The organism is Streptomyces sp. NPDC020489, assembly GCF_044386545.1.
In the GTDB taxonomy this organism is placed as follows: Bacteria; Actinomycetota; Actinomycetes; order Streptomycetales; family Streptomycetaceae; genus Streptomyces.
In genome coordinates, this window is sequence record NZ_JBIRUZ010000005.1 from 274,532 (window position 1) to 294,123 (window position 19,592).

A 19,592-nucleotide genomic window follows, 5' to 3' on the forward strand; every position below is an offset into this window, starting at 1 on the left:
CTTTCTAGGGAAGGGTCCATTTCTGGTTCGGGCCGGTGTGGCAGGTCCACAGGTGGACCGGGGTGCCGTCGTTCCAGGTACCGCCCGAGGCGTCGAGGCACTTGCCGGACTGCGGATTGCGGACCGTGCCGTCCTGCTGCGGTGCCCATTGCTGGGCTCCCGTCCCGTTGCACGTCCACAACTGGATCTTCGTCCCGTCGGCGCTGCCCCCGCCGGACACGTCCAGGCACTTGCCCAACGCCCGCACCGTCGCGTCCGAACCGACCGTCCAACGCTGGGCGGAGGTACCGTTGCAGGTCCACAACTGGATCTTCGTACCGTCCGCCGTACCGGCGTTGTCCACGTCCAGACACTTGCCGTTGACGCCCTTCACCGCACCCGTACGTGTCCCTCCAGAGGTGGTGAAGGAGAACTCGTCGACGTCGAACAGCGCGCCGCTGCCGCCCTTGAAGACGAGGTACAACTGGGTGGTGCCACTGGGCTGGTTGGCCAGGGCTGTGGTGACGTCCTGGAAGGTCTCCCAGTCGCCGGTGACCGGTACGGTCGCGGTGCCGAGGAGGGTTCCGGTCGGTGATCCGGTGCGGACCTCGATGGTGCCGCCCGCGCCGGCGGAGGACACCCGGGCGGTGAATCGGGTGGCGTTGGCGAGGGCGTACGGCTTGAAGGAGATCCAGTCGCCGTTCTCGATGTTTCCGACGGTCTTGCCACCGTGGGCCGGAGTGTGGGTGATGACGTCGACGCCGGAGGAGTCACCGTAGTGCTCCGCCTGGCGGTGGGAGGGTTGGGCGACGTGCTGGTCGTGGGTGGTCAGCGCGGGCTGGCCATTAGCACCCTTGTCGGTGTACTCGGCGTCGATGACACCGAAGATGTTGGCGTTGGGGTCGTGCTCGCCGTCTGCCAGGGTCTGGAGTGTGCCGGTGCATCCGGTCGTCGAGGTCTGCGGATGGCCGTGGCTGTCGTGTCCGACGATGAACGAGACCTTCACCTTGGAGCAGTCGATGGTGCCGTCCTCCGGGTCGGTCACCGTGACTTTGAACGGGATCGCGTCGCCGAAGTCATGGATGCTGCCGTCCGCGGGCAGGTCGAGTCGCACGGCGGGTGCGGTGTTGCCGACCGTGATCTGCACCGACGCGGTCGCGGTCTTTCCGGTCGGGTCGGTCACCTTCAGCGTGGCCGTGTACTGGCCGTTGGCCGTGTAGGTGTGGGAGGGGTTGGCGCTGGTGGAGGTCGCCCCGTCCCCGAAGGTCCAGGCGTAGGTGAGGGCACCGCCGTCCGGATCCGCGCTGCCGGAGGAGGAGAACGAGACGGTCAGCGGTGCCGTGCCGGAGGTGACGTCGGCCTTGGCCTGGGCGGTGGGGGCGAGTCCGTCGATGGCGTGCTCGATCCGGTACAGGGCGGAGTTCGCGTCACCGTTGAAGTAGCCCGTGCCGTAGTCCAGGACGTACAGGGCGCCGTCCGGGCCGAAGGCCATGTCCATGACCTGAGTACCGCTCCAGGGAACGGAGTTGATGGACTGTACGGTGCCGTCGGCGCCCGACTCGATGCGCTTGATCCAGCGGCGCCCGAACTCGCCCGCGAAGAAGTCGCCGTCGTACTCCTGGGGGAACTTGACCTGGGAGCTCGACGCGGCGTCGTAGCGGTAGACGGGGCCGCCCATCGGAGACTCGGAGCCGCCGCCGAACTCCGGTACGGAACTGCCGTTGTAGGGGATCCAGGCCGGCTGCGCGGCGGGCAGGTCGGTGAGCCCCGTGTTGCGCGGCGAGGTGTTCCTGGGGGCGGCGCAGTTGAACGCGGCGCCTGAACTGCCGGTGGCGAAGTCGTAGTCGACGTAGGCGTCGTTCTTCCCCGTGCAGTACGGCCAGCCGAAGTTGCCCGCCTTGGTGATTCGGTTGAACTCGACCTGCCCCTCGGGTCCTCGCCCGGGTGAGGCGGTGCCGGAGTCGGGGCCGTAGTCTCCGAGGTAGACGGTGCCGGTGGCCTTGTCGACGCTCATGCGGAAGGGGTTGCGGAACCCCATCGCGTAGATCTCGGGGCGGGTCTTGGCGGTGCCGGGCGCGAAGAGGTTTCCGCTCGGGATCGAGTACGTCCCGTCGGCGTTGACCTTGATGCGGAGCACCTTTCCGCGCAGGTCGTTGGTGTTGCCCGCGGAACGCTGGGCGTCGTAGGCGGGGTTGCGGGAGGCTCGCTCGTCGATCGGTGTGAAACCGTCCGAGGCGAACGGGTTGCTGTCGTCGCCCGTCGACAGGTAGAGGTTGCCGGCCGCGTCGAAGTCGATGTCGCCGCCCACATGGCAGCAGATGCCGCGGGAGGCGGGAACGTCCAGGATCTTCTTCTCGCTCGCCAGGTCCAGGGTGTTGTCGGCCTTCAGCACGAACCGGGAGAGCCGGTTGACTCCGTCGAACGGTGTGAAGTCGGAGGCCGCGCCGTCGGAGGGGGCGTCGCCGCCGGGCGTGCTCAACTGGGGCGCGTAGTACAGGTAGACGAAGCGGTTGGACGCGAACCCCGGGTCCGTCGCGATGCCTTGCAGGCCCTCCTCGTCGTGGCTGTATACGGTGAGCTTGCCCGCCACGGCGGTGTTGCCGGCCGCGTCGGTTCGCCGGACGGTGCCGTCGCGCGACGTGTGGAGCACCGACCGGTCCGGCAGGACCGTCAGCGTCATGGGTTCGCCCATCTCGGCCACGCCCTTGGCGAGCGTGACCTGTTGGAACACCGGGGCCGCCGCGCTCGCCTCGCGCGCCTGATCCGGCGGTGCGGCGGTCGCGATACCTGGGGTGAGGCAGCCGACGGCACATGTCACCGCCAGCGCCAACGTGCGAAGGAGCATGGGTCTGAGCAGTCTTGTGCGCACAGAGTCTCCCGAGGGGTGGGGTGGCAGCAGGACACGATCGGTCCTGACAAGGGGAGAACAGGCGCGCGCCGTCGCGCCGTTGAAACGGCCACCTCTGAATGACCGGTTCATTTCAAGGAAGTTAGCGGCGTTCGTGCGAGGGCGTAACCCCTTTCGCATCGAATCCTTCAACTTTTTCCATGATCAGGACAAAGTCGAGGGTCGCGCGCCCTGATTCCTGACACAGCGGACGGGGCCCCGGCGGGAGGTCTGCTCCTCTGCTGGGGCCTCGTCCTTCCGCGTCAGGGGGATGTCACGGTGCCCAAGGCGCCTCCAGGGACCAGGTCGTGTCCTCCGTGAACAGGGCCGGGGTGTCGTAGGTGTGGGTGCCGCCCGGGGTCGCGAGCCAGAGTTCGGCGTTGTAGTGGCGCAGGTACTGTTCGGGGAAGTTGTACGCGGACAGGCGGATGCCGCCGTTCGCGCCGGGGGCCGGGCAGAAGGTGGCGTCGGCGCGGAACAGGTCGGTGGTGCCGGACTCCTTGTAGACGCGGAAGTCCCGGTGGCGCAGGTACTGGCCGGGATAGTTGCGGGACTCGAAGCTGTAGCAGGTGGTGTTCGCCAGGCCGGGGACGATCTTCCAGGTGGCGTCGTTCTTGAGCAGGGTGTCGCTGCCGCTGCCGACGACGTCGGTGAAGGCCGCGCCGTCCCGGTGGCGCAGATAGCGGTCGGTGTAGCCCGGGGTGGTCACGCGCAGGGACGTGTACTGGCCGGCGGGCAGCGTGATCGGCGTGGTCGTGCCCCGGGAGGCGTCGATCAGCGCGCGGTTCGCGGCCCGCACTCTGGCCTCGTCGACCTTGACCACCTGACGGTCGTAGGTGAGCAGGCCGTTGGCCTCGTTCTCCACGTCGGTGATCTCGGTGTACACCGAGGCGGACAGGCCGCGGGGCATACGGACCTGGCGGATGGCGTCGAGCAGGCCCACGAAGCGGTTGTTGAGGTGGGCGAGGGTGGGCTGGTCCTCGTAGCTGAAGCCGCCGCCGGGGTACCACTCGTGCCCGGCGACCTTGTAGCCCAAGCCGCCGAACTCGCCGAGCACGGCGGCCCGGGTACTGCTGGGCACGGTGGTGCCGGGACCGACGTAGACGTGGTGGTCGACGAGGTCGCCGTTGCCACCGTCGACGGCGCCGCAGCAGTTGACGCCGCTCATGTTGTCGACGAGCCGCGAGGGGTCGTAGGCCTTGACCTCGTCGGCGATGCGGGCCTGGTCGTACTGGCCCCATCCCTCGTTCTGGTTGACCCACACCACGAGTGAGGGCGAGCTGCGATGCTGGTCGATGATCCGGTCGTACTCGGCCTCCCACTGGGTGCGGGCAGCGCTGTCGGGGGTGCGCAGGTCCATGGCGGGCATGTCCTGCCACACCAGCAGCCCGAGCCGGTCGGCCCAGTAGAACCAGCGCTGCGGCTCCACCTTGATGTGCTTGCGGACCATGTTGAAGCCCAGGTCCTTGTGCTTTTGCAGGTCATGGCGGAGCGCGGCGTCGGTGGGCGCGGTGTAGATGCCGTCGGGCCAGTAGCCCTGATCCAGGGTGCCCGTCTGGAAGACGAACGTGCCGTTGAGGACCGGACGCAGATGACCGCCGACGCGCGCCAGGCCGATGCTCCGCATGCCGGTGTAGCTGCCGACGGAGTCCACGACGGTCGAGCCGGAGAGCAGGTCGGCCCTGACGTCGTACAGGAACGGGTCCTCCGGGGTCCACAGACGGGGGTTGGGGACGGGGACGGTGAACTCGTTGCCGACCGCATGGGTGGCCGTGCCGACGGTGGTGCCACGGGTGGAGACGGTGACGCGGACCTGGTGGCCGGTGGTCCCGGTGGCGCGGACGGTGACCTTCAGTCTGCCGGCCGCCGGGTCCGGGACCAGGTCGAGGCGGGTGACGGCGGCGGAGGCCCTAGGCTCCAGCCACACCGTCTGCCAGATGCCGGAGGCGGCGGTGTAGAAGATGCCTCCGCCGGCGTGCGGGGCGACGTCACGGATGCGCTGCTTGCCGACGGCCTGGTTGCCGGTCTCGGTGGGGTCCCAGACCGAGACGACCAGGGTGTTGGCGCCGCCCACCAGCAGGTCGGTGATGTCGTAGGAGAAGGCGTCGTAGCCGCCGCTGTGCACGGCTCCGGCCGGTCGGCCGTTGACCCACACACTCGTACGCCAGTCGCTGGCACCGAAGTTGAGGTGGACGCGGCGCCCGTTCCAACCCGCGGGGACGGTGAAGGTGCGCTTGTACCAGAGCTTGTCGTTCTGCGTGATCTTGCGCTGGATGCCGGAGAGGGCGGACTCGGCGACGAACGGCACCCGGATCTGTTCGCTGAACGTGGCGGGCTGGCCGGCGTCGGCCGAGGTGACCGCGAAGTCCCAGATGCCGTTGAGGTTGGCCCAGTCGGGGCGGGTCAGCTGGGGGCGCGGGTATTCGGGCAGGGGTGTGTCGGTGGGGACCTGGTTCGTCCACGGGGTGGTCATCGGCGACGGCTTGGGGGCCCACGCCCGCACGGCTGCGGCCGCGGCCCCGGTGGCCGTCAGGGCCGTACCGGCGAGAAGGGCGAGCGCGGCCAGGACGGTCGCCGCCCATCGTGTGCGCCGTCTCAGCCGGGCCAACGGCCCATGCTCTGCGGGTACTCGACGCATCGTGACTCCTTGGGTGAGGGGGCGGGGAGACGTGCGCGTGCGAGAGGCGGCCGGGGCGTACGCGTCCGACGGCCCGGGACCGGAGGCGGCGCCAAGGGTGGGGGCCCCTGTCGCCGTCCGGGGTGTGTCACATCAGTTGCCGTCTGCGGCCCAGCCAGGTCTGGGCGATGACGACCACGGCCAAGAAGGCGCCGCTGACGACCTGTTGGTAGGAGGAGTCGAGGGAGCCGATCTGGTTGATGACGTTCTGGATGACCTTCAGCAGCAGTACCCCCACCAGCGAGCCGCTGACGTAGCCGAGTCCGCCGGTGAGCAGGGTCCCGCCGATGACGACTGCGGAGATGGCCTCCAGCTCCATGCCGTTGCCGAGGATGGTCACCCCGGACGCGAGCCAGGCGGCATTGAGCGCACCGGCCAGTCCCGCCAGGAGCCCGGACAGGGTGTAGACGAGAATCTTGGTGCGGGCGACCGGGGCGCCCATCAGGGCCGCCGCGTCCTCGTTGCCGCCGACGGCGTACACATGCTGTCCGAAGCAGGTGCGGCGCAGGACGACGGCACCGGCGACGAACAGCACCAGGGTGATCCAGACCGGGTTGCCCAGGCCCAGGGTCCTGCCCTGGCCGAGCTCGGCGAGGAAGGAGCCCTTGCCGATGAGATAGGTGTCGGCGCCCTCGTCCGTCAGCGCCAGCATCAGCCCGCGGGCGCCCAGCATGGCGGCGAGCGTGACGATGAAGGGCGCCAGCCGGGACCGGGCGACCAGCAGACCGTTCACGACGCCGACGAGGCCGCAGACCGTGAGCGGCAGCAGCAGCGCCACCAGAGTGCCGTGCCGCGAACCCCAGGCGGCCAGGACCCCGCCGAGGGCGAAGAGGGAACCGACGGAGAGGTCGATGCCGCCGGTGATGATGACGAAGGTCATGCCAAGGGCGACGATCGCCAGGAAGGCCGAACTGGTCGCCATGTTCCCGAGGTTGTCGCCGGTGGCGAAGGAGTCGAAGGAGAACGACGCCACCAGGGAGACGAGCACGAGCACGGCCAGCGCTCCATGTTGCTGCAACAGTGCGCTCAACCGCTCGGAGCGGGCGGAGTCCACCGGCGCGACGCCCTTCGCTGACTCGGCGCTCGCGGTGGTCACGGGCACGTCCGTCCTCGTCGCGCTCATCGCTTCCCCCGTCCCCGCGCCGCGTAGACCGCGGCGACGATCACCACGGCCTGCGCGATCTGTGTCCAGGACGGCGGCAGGTCGTGCTTGATGAGCGTGGCGGTCAGCAGTTGGATGAGGACGGCTCCGGCTACGGTTCCGGCGATGTTCACCCGCCCTCCGGTCAGTGGGGTGCCGCCGACCACGACCGCCGTGATCGCGGACAGCTCCATCAGGTTGCCCAGCGAGGTCGGGTCGCTGGCCTGCAATCTGGCGGTCGCCAGCACCCCTGCGACGGCCGCGAGGAGCGCGCTGACGACGTACACGACGATCAGGACGCGGCGCACGGGCAGCCCGGCGAGCCGGGCCGCGGGGCGGCTGTCGCCGACGGCCAGCAGCTGACGTCCGAACGTGGTGCGGCGGACGACGAACGAGACCAGCAGCGCCAGCGCGGCGGCGATCAGGATCAGATACGGCACGCCCAGGACGTCACCCGAGCCCAGCGACGCGAGGGCGGGGTTGCGCAGGTCCTTCAGCTGCGGCAGCAGCACCAGCGCCAGGCCCCGGCCGCCGACCATCAACGCCAGTGTGGCGACGATGGGTTGGACCTCGATGAACGCCACCAGCGCGCCGTTGGCCAGCCCGACACCGGCCGCGAACAGGGCGACGGCGAGCAGGGCGGGCAGGAGGCCGTAGCCGAGGTAGAGTGCGGTGACGGAGGCCGCCAACGCCATCACGGCGCCTACGGACAGATCGACGCCCTCCGTGCCGATGACCAGGGCCATGCCGAGAGCCACGATGATGACCGGGGCGACCTGGACGGCCTGGGTACGGAAGTTCTCCGCGGACAGGAAGTGCGGGGTGACGAAGACGTTGACGACGAGCAGCGCGCCCACGCCGGCGTAGACGCCGTAGGTCTGTAGCCATTGCAGGGCGCGATTTCTGTCGAACGACGCGGTGCGCAGGGCGACTTCAGTCATCGGCGGCCTCCTCCCCCCGGTCCTCCCGTGCGGGGGCGTCCCCGGCGATGGTGCGCATCAGCCTCTCCTCGGTGACGTCGTCGCCGCTCAACTCGCCGACGACCGCCCCGTCTTTCAGTACGACCACGCGGTCGGACCCTTCGATCAGTTCCTCCAGGTCGGAGGAGATGAGCAGGACGCCCAGGCCGTCGGCGGCCAGTTCGTCGACGAGTTTCTGCACTTCGGCCTTGGCCCCGACGTCGATGCCCCGCGTCGGTTCGTCGAGGAGGAGCACCTTGGGATGCATGGCGAGCCAGCGGGCCAGCAGCACCTTCTGCTGGTTGCCGCCGGAGAGTTCGCCCACCTTCTGCCGCGGTGAGGACGCCTTGATGCGCAGCCGATCGATGAAGGTGTCCACCACGGCGTCGACGCGGGCCTCGGAGACCAGTCCGAACCGGGACAGGCGTGGCAGTACCGCGAGGGCGATGTTCTCGCGCACGGACAGGCCTGGGACGATGCCCTCGCTCTTGCGGTCCTCGGGCAGCATGCTGATGCCGGCGCGCAGGGCAGCCGGGGTCGATCCCGCGCGCAACGGCACACCGGCCACGGTGACACCGCCCGAACGGATGGGCAGGGCACCGGCGATGGCCTTGGCCGTCTCGGTACGCCCCGACCCGAGCAGCCCGCCCAACCCGACGACCTCGCCGGGCCGGATGCTCAACGACACACCGCGCAGCTTGTGAGGGACCGTCAAATCTCGTGCCACCAGCACTGGTTCGGCGCGGGTCGCGGCATGGTCCCCGGTGAACTTGGTCAGGCCCTCCGCGCGGACCTCGCCCAGCTCCCGTCCCAGCATCGTCGACACCAGGGACAGGCGGTCGAGGCCGGCCAGTTCACCGTGGTGGACGCGTCGGCCGTCACGCAGCACGGTGACGGTGTCGCACACGGCGTACAGCTCTTCGAGGCGATGGCTGACGTAGACGACGGCGATGCCCGCGTCACGCAGGCGGCGGATGACCGTGAAAAGGGTCTCCACCTCGCGGGGTTCGAGGGAGGAGGTCGGCTCGTCCATGATGACGATCCGTGCGTCGGTCGCGGCGGCACGGGCCAGGGCAACCATCTGCTGGGCGCCGACTCCGAGGGTGCGCAAAGGGCGGCGGACGTCCACCCGCACCCCGTAGGTGCGCAAGGTCTCCTCGGCCTGCCGGTTCATCCGTGCCATGTCCAGCACACCGAAGCGGGTGCGCGGTTCGCGGCCCAGGAACAGGTTGCGGGCGACGCTGAGCAGCGGGATGAGGTTGACCTCTTGGTAGATGGTGGAGATGCCCGCCTTCTGCGCCTCCAGCGGGGTGGCGAAGGAAACCTCGCGGCCCTGGAGGAGGATCTCGCCCGCGTCGGGCCGGTGCACGCCGGTCAGGAGTTTGATGAGGGTCGACTTGCCGGCGCCGTTCTCGCCGATCAGGGCGTGGACCTCACCGGCATGCAAGGTGAGGTCCACGTCGTCCAGGGCCCGGACGCCGGGGAAGGTCTTGCTCAGTCCCCGGACGGCGAGGACTTCGGCGGGGGGTGCCACCTTGTGCCTCCAGAGTGCGATGCGAGGAAGGAAGGGCCAGGTGCGGAGCGGGACGGGGCCGCCGGATGGCGGCGGACCACGGTCTGTCAGTACGCCTTGCCGAGGTCGCCCTCGGCGTTGTCCGCGGTGTAGGCGCCGTCCTCGATAACGATGTCCTGGGCGACTTCCTCGCCCTTGGTGAAGGTGTCCAGGGTCTGGAAGGCAAGCGGTCCGAAGCGCGGGTTGGACTCGATGACGCCGCTGATCCAGCCGTCGATGATGCCCCGGACGGCGTTGCGGGTGCCGTCGACCGTGACGATCTTGACGTCGCCCGCCTTCTTGCCGGCACCCTTCAGCGCGGCGACGGCACCGAGGCCCATCTCGTCGTTCTCGGCGTAGATCCCCTTGATGCCGGGCTTGGACTGGATGAGCTGCTCGGTGACCTGCTGGCCTTTCTCGCGGGCGAAGTCGCCGGTCTGCTCGAACACGACCTTCAGGCCCGGCGCCTTCGCCGCGATCTGGTCCTTGAAGCCCTTGGTCCGCTCGGTGGTGACGTTGTTGCCCGCCGCACCGAGCAGGATCGCCACCTCGCCCTTGCCTCCGGTCGCCTCGATCATCTGGTCGGCGGCACGCTTGCCCTGCTCGACGAAGTCGGAGGCGATGAAGGAGACGTAGTCCTTGCACGCGGTGGCGTTGATCTTTCGGTCGATGGTGACGATGGGGACCTTCTTGGCCGCCGCGGCCTGTAGGACGGGGTCCCAGCCGTCCGAGTTCAGCGGTGCGATGACCAGCAGGTCCACGCCCTTGGCGAGCAGGTCCTGCACATCGCTGATCTGCTTGGAGAACTGCGACTGGGCGTTGGCCGTCAGCAGTTTGACGCCGCGCCGCTTCGCCTCGTCCTTGATGGACCGCGTCTCGGCGATGCGGAACGGGTTGGCTGCCTTCTCCGACTGCGAGAACCCGACGGTCGCGTCCTTGAGGTCGAGCTTCTCGGCGCCGTAGGCCTCGACGGTGCAGGTCTTGCCGCCCGGCGCGGGCGAGGCGACCTTCTGTTCGGCGTCCGCGGCGGCCGTGGCGGAGGTGGAGTCGTTCGACGCGTCGTCCTCCGACTTGGCACAGGAGGTTGCGGTCAACGCCACCGCGGCGGCCAGCGAGAGGGCCACTGGACGGGCGAGAAGGCGACGACGGTGAGTGGTGCGCTGCATGGTGACCCCGATCCGGGCGAACGGTGAAGGGGAACTGGGGAGGTGGTGAGCGAGCAGAGGCCGGGCACAAGTCGAGCAAGAACGTCGAGCAGGGTGGCGCTTCTTCTCCCCGGGCGGGAATCTTGTTCGACCCGCCGCACAGAGGTTTTTACATCGTTGGAAGGAGGCTGTAAACCCCCTGCGCACACCCTGCGTCTGAGCGCTCCGACTGCGGCGCCCTTTGCAACACCCGGCTTTGGCGCAGGCGTTGCAGAGGAGAAGCCCTCAGGGTTGGGATGGGATAGCCCAGTTGGGGGCCGGGGCGCTTTACGCTGAGTGCGTGGCGCCAGAGGGGGTCGTGGTGGGGCTCGGCGACCGCGTCTCACAACGCGCTTGCGCAGGCATGAAGTTGAGCACCGAGGGGGATTCGCGCCGCATAGCACCCTGAACGCAGCGTGCGCGTGGGTGCTCCTTCGCGCCCTCGCCCGAACGGGGTCAGTCGCGTCGGACGCGGGCCCGATCGGGTACGGGTGAAGTGCATCCGGCAGCCGTTACGGCATTGCTGGTGTAGTGCGTTCGCAAAGGTGGGGAGCGGGGAGCCGGGGCTTGCCTCCTGTCGGTGCCGGGCGCGTCTGACTTGGGGGTCGCTGGGGTACGGCGTGCGCCAGGGTGGCGAAGGAGGCGCAGGGTAGGGCGGGTTGGGGCTGTGGGGCCGTCCGGCTCGACGCGCGTCGGGGCTGCGGGGTTTACGGGGCTGCCCAGCGCACATGTCAGGCGGACGGGGTCGCCGTAGCTCAGCGTTCGTCAGGCCAGCCGGTCACCCGTTCGTGCGGCCACCTGGTGACGCCGCGCATCACCCCTGGCGGCCTCCGCCAGGCGCGGCGCGCCCCAACGTGCTCTCCCGTTCGGCCAAACGGTAGTCCGCCCACACTCGGCGAGGTTCGGACGGCGTGCCACCGCCGAGGCCGGCCAGCACCGACTCCACCGCGAGTCGGCCGATGGCCCGCTTGTCCGGTGACACGGAAGTGAGCGTCACCGCACCGAACCGTCCCTCGACGACGTCGTCGAAGCCGACGACCGCGATGTCCTCCGGCACCCTCAGCCCGCGTTCGTGCAGGACGCGCATCGCACCGATGGCCATCGGGTCGTTGTAGGCGAACACGGCGTCCGGACGCCGCCCCGATTCCAGGATGCGCGCCATGGCCGCCGCCCCGTCCATATGACCCCAGCCGTCGGTGGCCGCGACCAGGCCGTCGTCGGCCGGCAGACCTGCGGCGGAGAGTTCCTCACGCCAGCCCCGGACGCGCAGTTGCGCGGGCTTGCTGTGTCCGCGCCGCGCACCGATGAACGCCACCTCGCGCCGCCCCAGCGCGATGAGGTGCCGTACCGCGGCGCGGGCCGCGGCGACGTTGTCGATGGCGATGTGGTCGTACGGCAGGTCATAGTCCCGCTCGCCGAGCAGCACCAGGGGGACGTTCTCCGTCCGGTCGCGCAGATCCTCCGCCTCCAGCTCGATGGGGCTGAGGATGAGCCCGTCGATCACTCTCGCCCGGAAGCCCTGACTGACCAGTACCTCCTGCTCACGCAGGCCGCCGGTGTGGTCCAGCAGCACGATGTAGTCGTGTGCGGAGGCGGCGTCGATGACGGCCGCGGCGAGTTCGGCGAAGTAGGGGTTGCCGAGTTCGGGCAACGCGAGCGCGATGATGCCCGTGCGCCCTTTGCGCAGATGCCGGGCCGCGAGATTGGGCCGGTAGCCGAGCGCGTCGATCGACTGCTGGACGCGCTCGCGCATGGCAGGCGTGACGTGTTGGTAGTTGTTCACCACGTTGGAGACGGTCTTGATCGAGACCCCAGCGTGCGCGGCAACGTCCTTGAGGCTGACCCGCACGGCATTCCCTTCAACAGCGACCCGGCCGAAACGGTCCGTGAGGGTACGGAGTCTTCACCATGGATCGTGCCCAAGTCCCCGTACATGAACTTTTACAACGTTATACAGGCGCGGTTGTGAGGCTGACAATACGACGGCCCAACAGGCGTCCCGGGGGCGGCAAGTGCGAGTACAAGTGCAAACGCTCGTGCCCGGGTGCTCTTGCCTGCGCCCTCAATAGGGCAAGCCCTCCGCGGCCGCACGCAGGGCAGCGTCGAGGCACACCGCGATCTCGGCGTCGGCGGCGTCCGGGTCCCTCGCATGCCTGCGCGCGAACTCCTCCACCCCCGCGCGCAACGCTCCGTTGAGCGTCGCGGCATGCACCGCGATGTTCAGATCGCCGGGGTCGGCGCCGGCCCGCCGCGCCAGGAGCCGGCCGAGGACCGGGAGCGCCTCGTCATGAGCTTGCAGCCAGACGGAGCGCAGCGCCGGATCGGAGGAGGTCATACGGATCAGATCGAGGATCTGGGGTGCCGTGGGAGGCAGGTCCCCGTTGCGGCAGGCCTCGGCGAAGAAGTCCAACAGGCTTGTGTCCGAAGGCCAGTCGTGCAGCCTCTCAACGGCGAAGTCGAGGCCCGCCGTGAGCAGGGGCAGGACGCAGCTTTCCTTGCTGGGGAAGTACCGCCACAGAGTGCGGGCGGAGATCCCGACGGCATGGGCGATCTGCTCGCCCGTGGTCGCGGTGACCCCCTGGGAGTTGAACAGACGCACCGCCTCAACCGCTATCTCGAGCCGGAGGGCCTCGCGGCGACGCTCGGCGAACGACGGTCGATCATCCTCTGGCGCCGTTCGTTCCCACGTCCTCGACAGCGTCTCGCGCACCCTCGTCCCCGCCCTCCGCCTGCAGTCACCGCAGCATATCCAGGGGATGAGCCGGTACACGGCCGCCAGTTGCCCCGCCGTGCACACAGGCCCCCTCCCAACACGCCCGGCTGGGACCGGATTTGGGCCCTCTCGCGCATGCGCACCGTCGGCGGGCCGTCGGCAGCAGGCAGGGCACGGCGCTCGACACCGGCGCGGCCACCCACGGCGCGCGGACCTCCGAACGACCCTTCCGCGCCCCGCAGTCGACGCATGCAGACACCTTGTCATTGAGTGACAGCCGACTTTACTCTGCAGTAGCTGACTCTTGAGTAACCACGCTCGCCTCGGCCTTCCGCTTGGCATGCTCACGCCATTGGTGAACTCGTACCGGTGACCCCGGGCCCGCACACCGACACCGATCGACAGCACCCCACCCCTCGCCAAGGAGCCGTACATGCCCTCCCCCAGCAGGCGCGCCCCCGCTATCAGGTGCTGCCACTTCGACGCCGGTAAGCCTCCCGATGATTCGCTACGGCGCTCTCCCCCAAGCAGTCGTGCCGCTCGCCCGCCTCCCTCAGCGTGCCGTCCTCCGTCGGCCCCTCCTCGAACCGGCACTCGGCGAGCGTCTCCTGGGCGTGCGCGTGACGGAGTCGCGCTTTCCTCGACCGAGGGATGACCCTCCGAACCGCGGAGAATGGAGGCGCGTGAACCCGATCCACTGACCGCGACATCGCCCGCGCCCTACAGGTGGCCACCGCACGGACAGGGTGGTCAACTCGCCTACAAACCGCGCGGATCGAGGCTTCGCCTGCCGGACCCGGGAGCCGAACGGGGCCTGACAAGAACCCGATGCCGATCCGCGAGATCGCGCACGAGCGGACGATCCTCATCACTCGGGCGCTGACCGTGACCGCCGAAAGCGTCACCAAGCAGACGGCGGCTTTCCAAGTGAGCACCTGCCGGATCGGCCTGCGCCACGACTCCACCACCGGTTCCGAGTCCCCGCACTGGTCCAGGACCGGCGGCGAGTTCACGCGCTACCGCGTCGGCCACCGCCGCATCACCCAGATCCCACAGGGCCTCGGCCCCCTCACCGACACCCTGGCGCAGCACCGGACACTGCCTGGGCCGCGCCACCATGGGCGCCCTCTGCGACCGCGGCGAGCGGATGCGGAACCAGCGCGCGGCCTCTATGTGCTGGACGGCGCCCTGATCCCAGGCGTCGACTGCGACATCGGCGGCCGGCCCATCGACTTCCACGAAAGCCCGCGCTCCCCCGACGGCCATCACCGCCGTCGCCGAAGGGGTGTTGGACGCCACCCCGCCCCAAGACATCGCCACGGTCATCCGACCGGTACGCAACCCATCCCCTCGCGAACGAGGAGCACACCTTGAGCCGCAAGAGATCCCGTTCCCGTACCCCCTCCCCTGCCGCCCCCGCACGGCCGCGAACCCACCGCAGCAGGCCCGCCGGTCTACGCCTGATCGCCGGCGCCGTCACGAGCACCGTGTGCGTGTGCCTGGCCGGTGCTCCCGCCTCCGCCGCCGACGCGCCACCCGTGGTCTCCCGAGGCGTCACCATCCCCGCCTTCTACACCCCGCCCGCAGAACTTCCCAGCACCAACGGCGCGTTGGTCCGCACCGAGCCGATGAAACTGGGGCTGAGCATTCCCGGCCTCGACGGCCGCCCCATGCCGGGAACCGCGACCCGCCTGATGTACAAGTCCACCGACTCCGCCGGCCGGCCCGTCGCCGTGACCGGCACCTACATCGAACCCTCGGCGGCATGGACGAAGTCCGGGCCGCGCCCGCTGGTCGCCGTGGCCTCGGGCACCATGGGACAGGGCGACCAGTGCGCTCCCTCTTTCGCCCTGGAGCATCCGCTCACCCTCACCGGCGACACCATTTCCGTCGGCTACGAGGCCTTGGCCGTCTACCGCATCCTCGCCACCGGCGCAGCGGTGGTCATCACCGACTACGTCGGGCTCGGCGCCCCCGACCGGCTGCACACCTATGTCAACCGCCTTGACCAGGGCCACGCGCTGCTGGACGCGGCCCGCGCGGCTCGCAGCGTGCCGGGCGCCTCCGTCACCGCAGCCTCACCGACCGGCCTGTACGGCTACAGCCAGGGCGGCGGCGCATCGGCCTCGGCCGCCGAACTCCAGCCCACGTACGCCCCCGACATCCCCCTCGCCGGGACCTACGCGGGGGCACCTCCCGCCGACCTGACCTCCACCATGAAGGGCATCGACGGCAGCGCCCTGGTGGGCGCACTGGCCTGGTCGGTCAACGGGTTCGCCCAGGCCTACCCCGACCTGCGAAGAGTGGTCGAGGCCAACATCAACGACACCGGCAAGGCAGCGCTCAAGGACGCGTCGACCATGTGCGTCGGCGATGCCATCCTCGGCTACGGCTTCACCAAGAGCACCAAGTGGACGACCAACGGCAAGTCCATCGCCGAGGTCATCGCCGCCGAGGCCACGGCACAGGCGGTCCTGGATGCCCAGCGCGTCGGCACGCTGAAGCCCGCCGGCCCCGTGCGCGTCGCCACCGGCGTGCACGACGACATCGTCCCGCACTCCCAGGCCAGGCAACTGGCGGTGGACTGGTGCCGCAAGGGCGCGAACGTCTCCTACGAGCCCCTTGAGCTGCCCAACCTCGGCGACAAGATCCTCACCAACCACATCGTGCCCCTCATCACCGACCAGGGCGATGCCATCGACTGGCTGAGTGATCGTCTCGCCGGCAAGCCGACCGGCTCCAATTGCTGGAGCATGCCCCTGCAACCCTGACCCCCGCCGCCGCGCAGCGCCGCCCCACCTGAGGCGGCGCTGCGCTCCGCACTCTCCGCCCCGCTCCGGCTTCGGACGCGCACGTCGTCCGCACGGAGGCCGGAAGAGGTTCAGTGCTCGCAGAGGGAGAACTCCCGTTCGTAGAGCTGCTCGTTGTGCTCGTCGACGAAGAACTTGCGTTCCCGCATGAGCTGTTGGCGGTACTCCTTGGCCTGTTCCAGTGTCATGGTCGAGGTGGCGGACCACGGTTGCTGTGGCGGCACGTCGGACGTCGAGACGATCTGTTCTGACGGATCGACCAGGAAGAACGCGAGGATCTTGCGGTGCCCCGGGCGGGTGGGGTCCGTGAGGCGGAATGAACCGACGCGGTGTTGCAGGACGTTCGGGAAGGCCAGGCAGCGTCCCTCTGGAGTCGACGCCGATCCGAGCACCTGGTTCAGGGCGTCTTCGTCCTCCAGGCCGTAGACCTCCCGCAGACCGTTGTCGTCGTTCTGTTCGTAGCTCGGGTCGTCGAGGGCCGCCCGGAAACTCAGGTGGCTCTCGGTGATGTTCTCGTTGTCCCAGTAGTAGATGCCGGTCGAGACGATCCGCTCGTTCATCATTCCCTCGACATGCCAGGAACCGCCGGGGTATTCAGGCTTGTCCGGGGTGAGATGAATAGCGGCGATCTTGACGATGACCTGGAGAGAGCGGCCCCGCAGGTCCACCCGGGAGGCCCCCTCGGGTGTCTCGGGCGGGGTGAAGGCGGGTGCGTCCGGGACGACCGGGCAACGGTTCTCCCACCAGGCATCGTGAGCTTCCGCCCATGCTCGGCGGGCTTCGGCGTACGCCTGATCATCAGCGTAGGAGGACCTGTCCGGGTGTTCAGGGCCCGAGCCGTACCACCCGTACGGATCGGCCTCGATCCGCGGCGGTCTCGGATGGCGCAGGTCGGTCAGCACGTTCTCCCAGAGCGGGAGGAAGCGAGCGAACAACCCCGGTAGTACGGAGACCAGTTCGCCATGGGTCTCCGGGTGGACGTTGTTCACGTAGGACCGGAAGGAGACAGCGCCGTCGTCGCTCACGTCCACGTCCGTCGGCAGCCACTGGAACTTCTCGGAGAACTCGTACTCCGAGTACCGGTCCGTCGGATTTCGCCAAGCCCGCTCGGGTGCTCCGCTCACCTCTCTCACCAGGCAGAACAGCGAGGGATGGACCAGATCCAGTACGAGACCGTCTGATCCGGGGTGCCAGTCCTTCTCCGTTTCGGGGACCCGTTCCAGAACCCGCACCGCCGCACGCAGCCGCGATCCCAGCTCGTCATCGATGAGGGTGTCCGACTGCCACACTCCATCGACGGCGGACACCTCGATGCCGGTTCCCGCGTCTCGCAGCGCGGCGTAATGCCGAAGCTCGTCCAACACGTAGCGAACCTGTGCTCCGGTGAGGCCCTGGGCGATCGCTTCCTGCGTCCACCTGGCCGCGATGTCGGCGTCGTCCATCTTCTCGAACCACCGCGGCTTCGCCCTGATCTGCGAGCTGCACTCCATCATCTGAAGTTCCCGCAAAGTACGGGGTGTTGCGACCCCTATGTGACGGGAAGCGTGAAAGGGCAGTGGAAAAGCGGCCAGGTCAGTCAAGTCTCTGAATCTTCCCCGTAGGTGAGTGGTGGCCGGAACGATAGTGGAGAGGACTGACATCGCCACTCGTGGCGGGGCGGGTCCTACCTCGTGCCGCGTCAACCCGCCGTCACCGACCTGTGGTTCCTGCCGCCCACCGCTGTGGTCAGCGCCAGTGGGGAGGGATGTTCCGCAGCTGCTTCAGAAGGTCCCAGTCCTTCGGGCGTGCGCCCCGGGAGAACCATTCAGCGCCGTGCCCGGTCCAGTAACCCCGGTACTCTCGGGTTCCTTCAAGACCGCGCCTCGTTCACCGGCGATCTGACGCGACGGCGCCCCCGGAGACCTCGTCGAGGCTTCCGGGGGCGCCGGGGCAATGGGCTCAGGGTGCGTCGATGAGGGTCCGACCATCAGTGCGCAGGAACGCCGCGACGGCGCTCGCGTAGGCGGACTGCACGCGGGACCGCTCGGTCGCGTTGGGCACGGCGTTGGTGCAGGACGTGCCGGCGCTCGACCCCGACATCAGTTGTGAGCAGGGGCCGGGCTTGGTGTCCGGCAGGCCGAGACTGTGCCCGAGCTCGTGGGCCGCGATCCGGGTCTTGTCGTAGCCCTGGCTCACGGCCTGGCTGCCGAGTTCGACCCGGACCTGACGACCCGGACGAACGGGGCCGAGCGTGGCCTGCGGCCACCCCGTGGTGGCGACGATCACGATCTCGGCCGCGCTGCCGGGTGCCGCTTCCACCAGTCTGACGTTGCTGACGTTCGCGTTCCATGAGGAGACTCCGGCAGCGATCGCGGCTTCCCAGCCTCCGGCACGGCTGTCGTCGTAGCGAAGGGTCACCACTGCCGCCTGTGCGGTGGGCGGTTCACTCGTGGGGGCGGCGGTCGCGGCGCCCGCCATGGCGAGGACGAGCGCGGCGGCGGAAGTGCTTGCCTTGAGCCATGTGCCGAGGGGCATTGCTGCTCCTTCATCCGTGGGGGGAATCCGGCCCCGGCGGGGCCGGGTACGCGAAGGAGCGGCATGGGTTGTCCGGTGGGGCCGGACGCGCCGTCGACCGCCCCTCCGGGGCGTTGCGATGGTATGCCCCGGAAGCCCCGTGGGTCATGTACCTGCCACGCCCATTTTCCGCCATAACCCCGCCGCGAAGGGAAGTTGGACGGCTCACGCCCTCCGCGACAGTCCAGGAAGACCTCCTGGCTTCCCGCTGAGGCAGCGGGCGGGTACGTAGCCTGCGAGCCCGCCACCACCCCGCCACGCCCCGCCGTCTGCCGCCGGGCACGACAGCGATGCGGCCCGGCACCGCGGTTGCGGTGCCGGGCCGGATCGTCGCTACGGCTCAGGTCGTCAGCCCTGGCGGGCCTTGAAGCGCGGGTCCTTCTTGTTCAGCACGAAGGTGACGCCGCGTCGGCGCACCACCTGGGCGCCGGGCTTGGCCTTCAACGAGCGCAGGGACTTGCGCACCTTCATCGCGGTCTCCTCCCGAGGGTTCGAACAGGGTCCGGCGTCAGGGGCGGACGGGAGCGCTGGCGCCGTAGCGCCTCTGGAAGCGCTCCACGCGGCCCGCGGTGTCCACGACACGTGAGGTGCCGGTGTAGAACGGGTGGCTCGCCGACGAGACCTCGACGTCGACGACCGGGTACGTGGTGCCGTCCTCCCACTCGACCGTGCGTTCCGAGTCGATGGTGGAGTGGGTGAGCAGTTGGAAGCCTGCCGCACGGTCGCGGAAGACGACCGGGCGGGAGACGGGGTGGATGCCGTGCCTCATGGGTGGCCTTTCTGTTGCCTTCGGCGGGGTGCCGTGAAGGCGAGGGTCAGCGTTCTTCGCGGAACAGGACGTGCGCGCCGACCTGGGGGTCGTACTTGCGCAGGACCATTCGGTCGGGATCGTTCAGGCGGTTCTTGCGGGTCACGTAGGTGACGCCGGTACCGGCCGTCGACTTCAGCTTCACGACGGGACGCGTGGTGCTGCGTGCCATGAGGGGCTCCTTCCACCATGATCCGAGCCGATTGACTCGGACATGTCATACGACTTCTGCAACAAGCGGAGGCGTTGTCTCATTCCCCGCGGTCATCGCTCCCGGCGCGGCCCGGAGCGGCCGGGACCCGGCGAGCGTTGCAGCCCGGCTCGGGTCA

The 19,592-nt window shown here is 69.2% G+C and carries 15 protein-coding genes; 2 read left to right on the forward strand and 13 right to left on the reverse strand.

Annotated elements, in window-relative coordinates:
- Window positions 1-4: 4 nt before the first annotated feature.
- From ACH41F_RS15170 to ACH41F_RS15205, 8 genes are all read right to left on the reverse strand, one after another.
- Complete coding sequence (locus tag ACH41F_RS15170; protein ID WP_398835749.1) at window positions 5-2,848, reverse strand: PQQ-dependent sugar dehydrogenase; 2,844 nt, start codon at window positions 2,846-2,848, stop codon at window positions 5-7.
- Between the two features lie 292 nt (window positions 2,849-3,140).
- Entirely contained in the window at window positions 3,141-5,504 is a 2,364-nt protein-coding gene (locus tag ACH41F_RS15175) for an AbfB domain-containing protein (protein ID WP_398835752.1), read from the reverse strand.
- 127 nt (window positions 5,505-5,631) lie between these two features.
- Entirely contained in the window at window positions 5,632-6,666 is a 1,035-nt protein-coding gene (locus tag ACH41F_RS15180; RefSeq protein ID WP_398835754.1) for an ABC transporter permease, read from the reverse strand.
- Window positions 6,663-7,625 (reverse strand): ABC transporter permease, encoded by a 963-nt coding sequence (locus tag ACH41F_RS15185; RefSeq protein ID WP_398835756.1) that lies wholly within the window; start codon window positions 7,623-7,625, stop codon window positions 6,663-6,665. Before ACH41F_RS15185 ends, ACH41F_RS15180 begins: the two co-directional genes overlap by 4 nt.
- A complete protein-coding gene (locus tag ACH41F_RS15190) occupies window positions 7,618-9,177 on the reverse strand; it encodes a sugar ABC transporter ATP-binding protein (protein ID WP_398835758.1) in 1,560 nt (519 codons plus the stop codon). The genes ACH41F_RS15185 and ACH41F_RS15190 overlap by 8 nt, the downstream gene beginning before the upstream one ends.
- An 86-nt stretch (window positions 9,178-9,263) precedes the next feature.
- Window positions 9,264-10,361: an ABC transporter substrate-binding protein gene (locus ACH41F_RS15195; RefSeq protein ID WP_398835761.1), complete on the reverse strand. Its 1,098-nt coding sequence runs from the start codon at window positions 10,359-10,361 to the stop codon at window positions 9,264-9,266.
- An 832-nt stretch (window positions 10,362-11,193) separates the two neighbouring features.
- A complete protein-coding gene (locus ACH41F_RS15200; protein ID WP_398835764.1) occupies window positions 11,194-12,228 on the reverse strand; it encodes a LacI family DNA-binding transcriptional regulator in 1,035 nt (344 codons plus the stop codon).
- A gap of 213 nt (window positions 12,229-12,441) precedes the next feature.
- Complete coding sequence (locus ACH41F_RS15205; protein WP_391231053.1) at window positions 12,442-13,089, reverse strand: TetR family transcriptional regulator; 648 nt, start codon at window positions 13,087-13,089, stop codon at window positions 12,442-12,444.
- A gap of 831 nt (window positions 13,090-13,920) precedes the next feature.
- Between ACH41F_RS15205 and ACH41F_RS15210 the strand changes: the two genes are divergently transcribed.
- Window positions 13,921-14,466 carry a hypothetical protein gene (locus ACH41F_RS15210; RefSeq protein WP_398835766.1) on the forward strand — a complete coding sequence of 182 codons (546 nt, stop codon included), beginning with the start codon at window positions 13,921-13,923 and terminating at the stop codon, window positions 14,464-14,466.
- A complete protein-coding gene (locus ACH41F_RS15215; RefSeq protein ID WP_398835769.1) occupies window positions 14,463-15,863 on the forward strand; it encodes a lipase family protein in 1,401 nt (466 codons plus the stop codon). The genes ACH41F_RS15210 and ACH41F_RS15215 overlap by 4 nt, the downstream gene beginning before the upstream one ends.
- 110 nt (window positions 15,864-15,973) lie before the next feature.
- Here the strand turns inward: ACH41F_RS15215 and ACH41F_RS15220 are convergent, their stop codons facing one another.
- The 5 genes from ACH41F_RS15220 to rpmG all read right to left on the reverse strand — a co-directional run bounded on the left by ACH41F_RS15220 (window position 15,974) and on the right by rpmG (window position 19,435).
- The gene (locus tag ACH41F_RS15220; protein ID WP_398836386.1) at window positions 15,974-17,482 is read right to left on the reverse strand and encodes a DUF4246 domain-containing protein; all 1,509 of its coding nucleotides are present in this window, start codon (window positions 17,480-17,482) and stop codon (window positions 15,974-15,976) included.
- A gap of 358 nt (window positions 17,483-17,840) precedes the next feature.
- Window positions 17,841-18,416: a snapalysin family zinc-dependent metalloprotease gene (locus ACH41F_RS15225; protein ID WP_391231047.1), complete on the reverse strand. Its 576-nt coding sequence runs from the start codon at window positions 18,414-18,416 to the stop codon at window positions 17,841-17,843.
- A 387-nt stretch (window positions 18,417-18,803) separates the two neighbouring features.
- Entirely contained in the window at window positions 18,804-18,926 is a 123-nt protein-coding gene (gene ykgO, locus ACH41F_RS15230; RefSeq protein ID WP_046258531.1) for a type B 50S ribosomal protein L36, read from the reverse strand.
- 37 nt (window positions 18,927-18,963) lie between these two features.
- Entirely contained in the window at window positions 18,964-19,224 is a 261-nt protein-coding gene (locus ACH41F_RS15235; protein WP_391231046.1) for a type B 50S ribosomal protein L31, read from the reverse strand.
- A gap of 46 nt (window positions 19,225-19,270) precedes the next feature.
- Window positions 19,271-19,435 carry a 50S ribosomal protein L33 gene (gene rpmG / locus ACH41F_RS15240; protein WP_398835773.1) on the reverse strand — a complete coding sequence of 55 codons (165 nt, stop codon included), beginning with the start codon at window positions 19,433-19,435 and terminating at the stop codon, window positions 19,271-19,273.
- Between the last annotated feature and the right edge of the window lie 157 nt (window positions 19,436-19,592).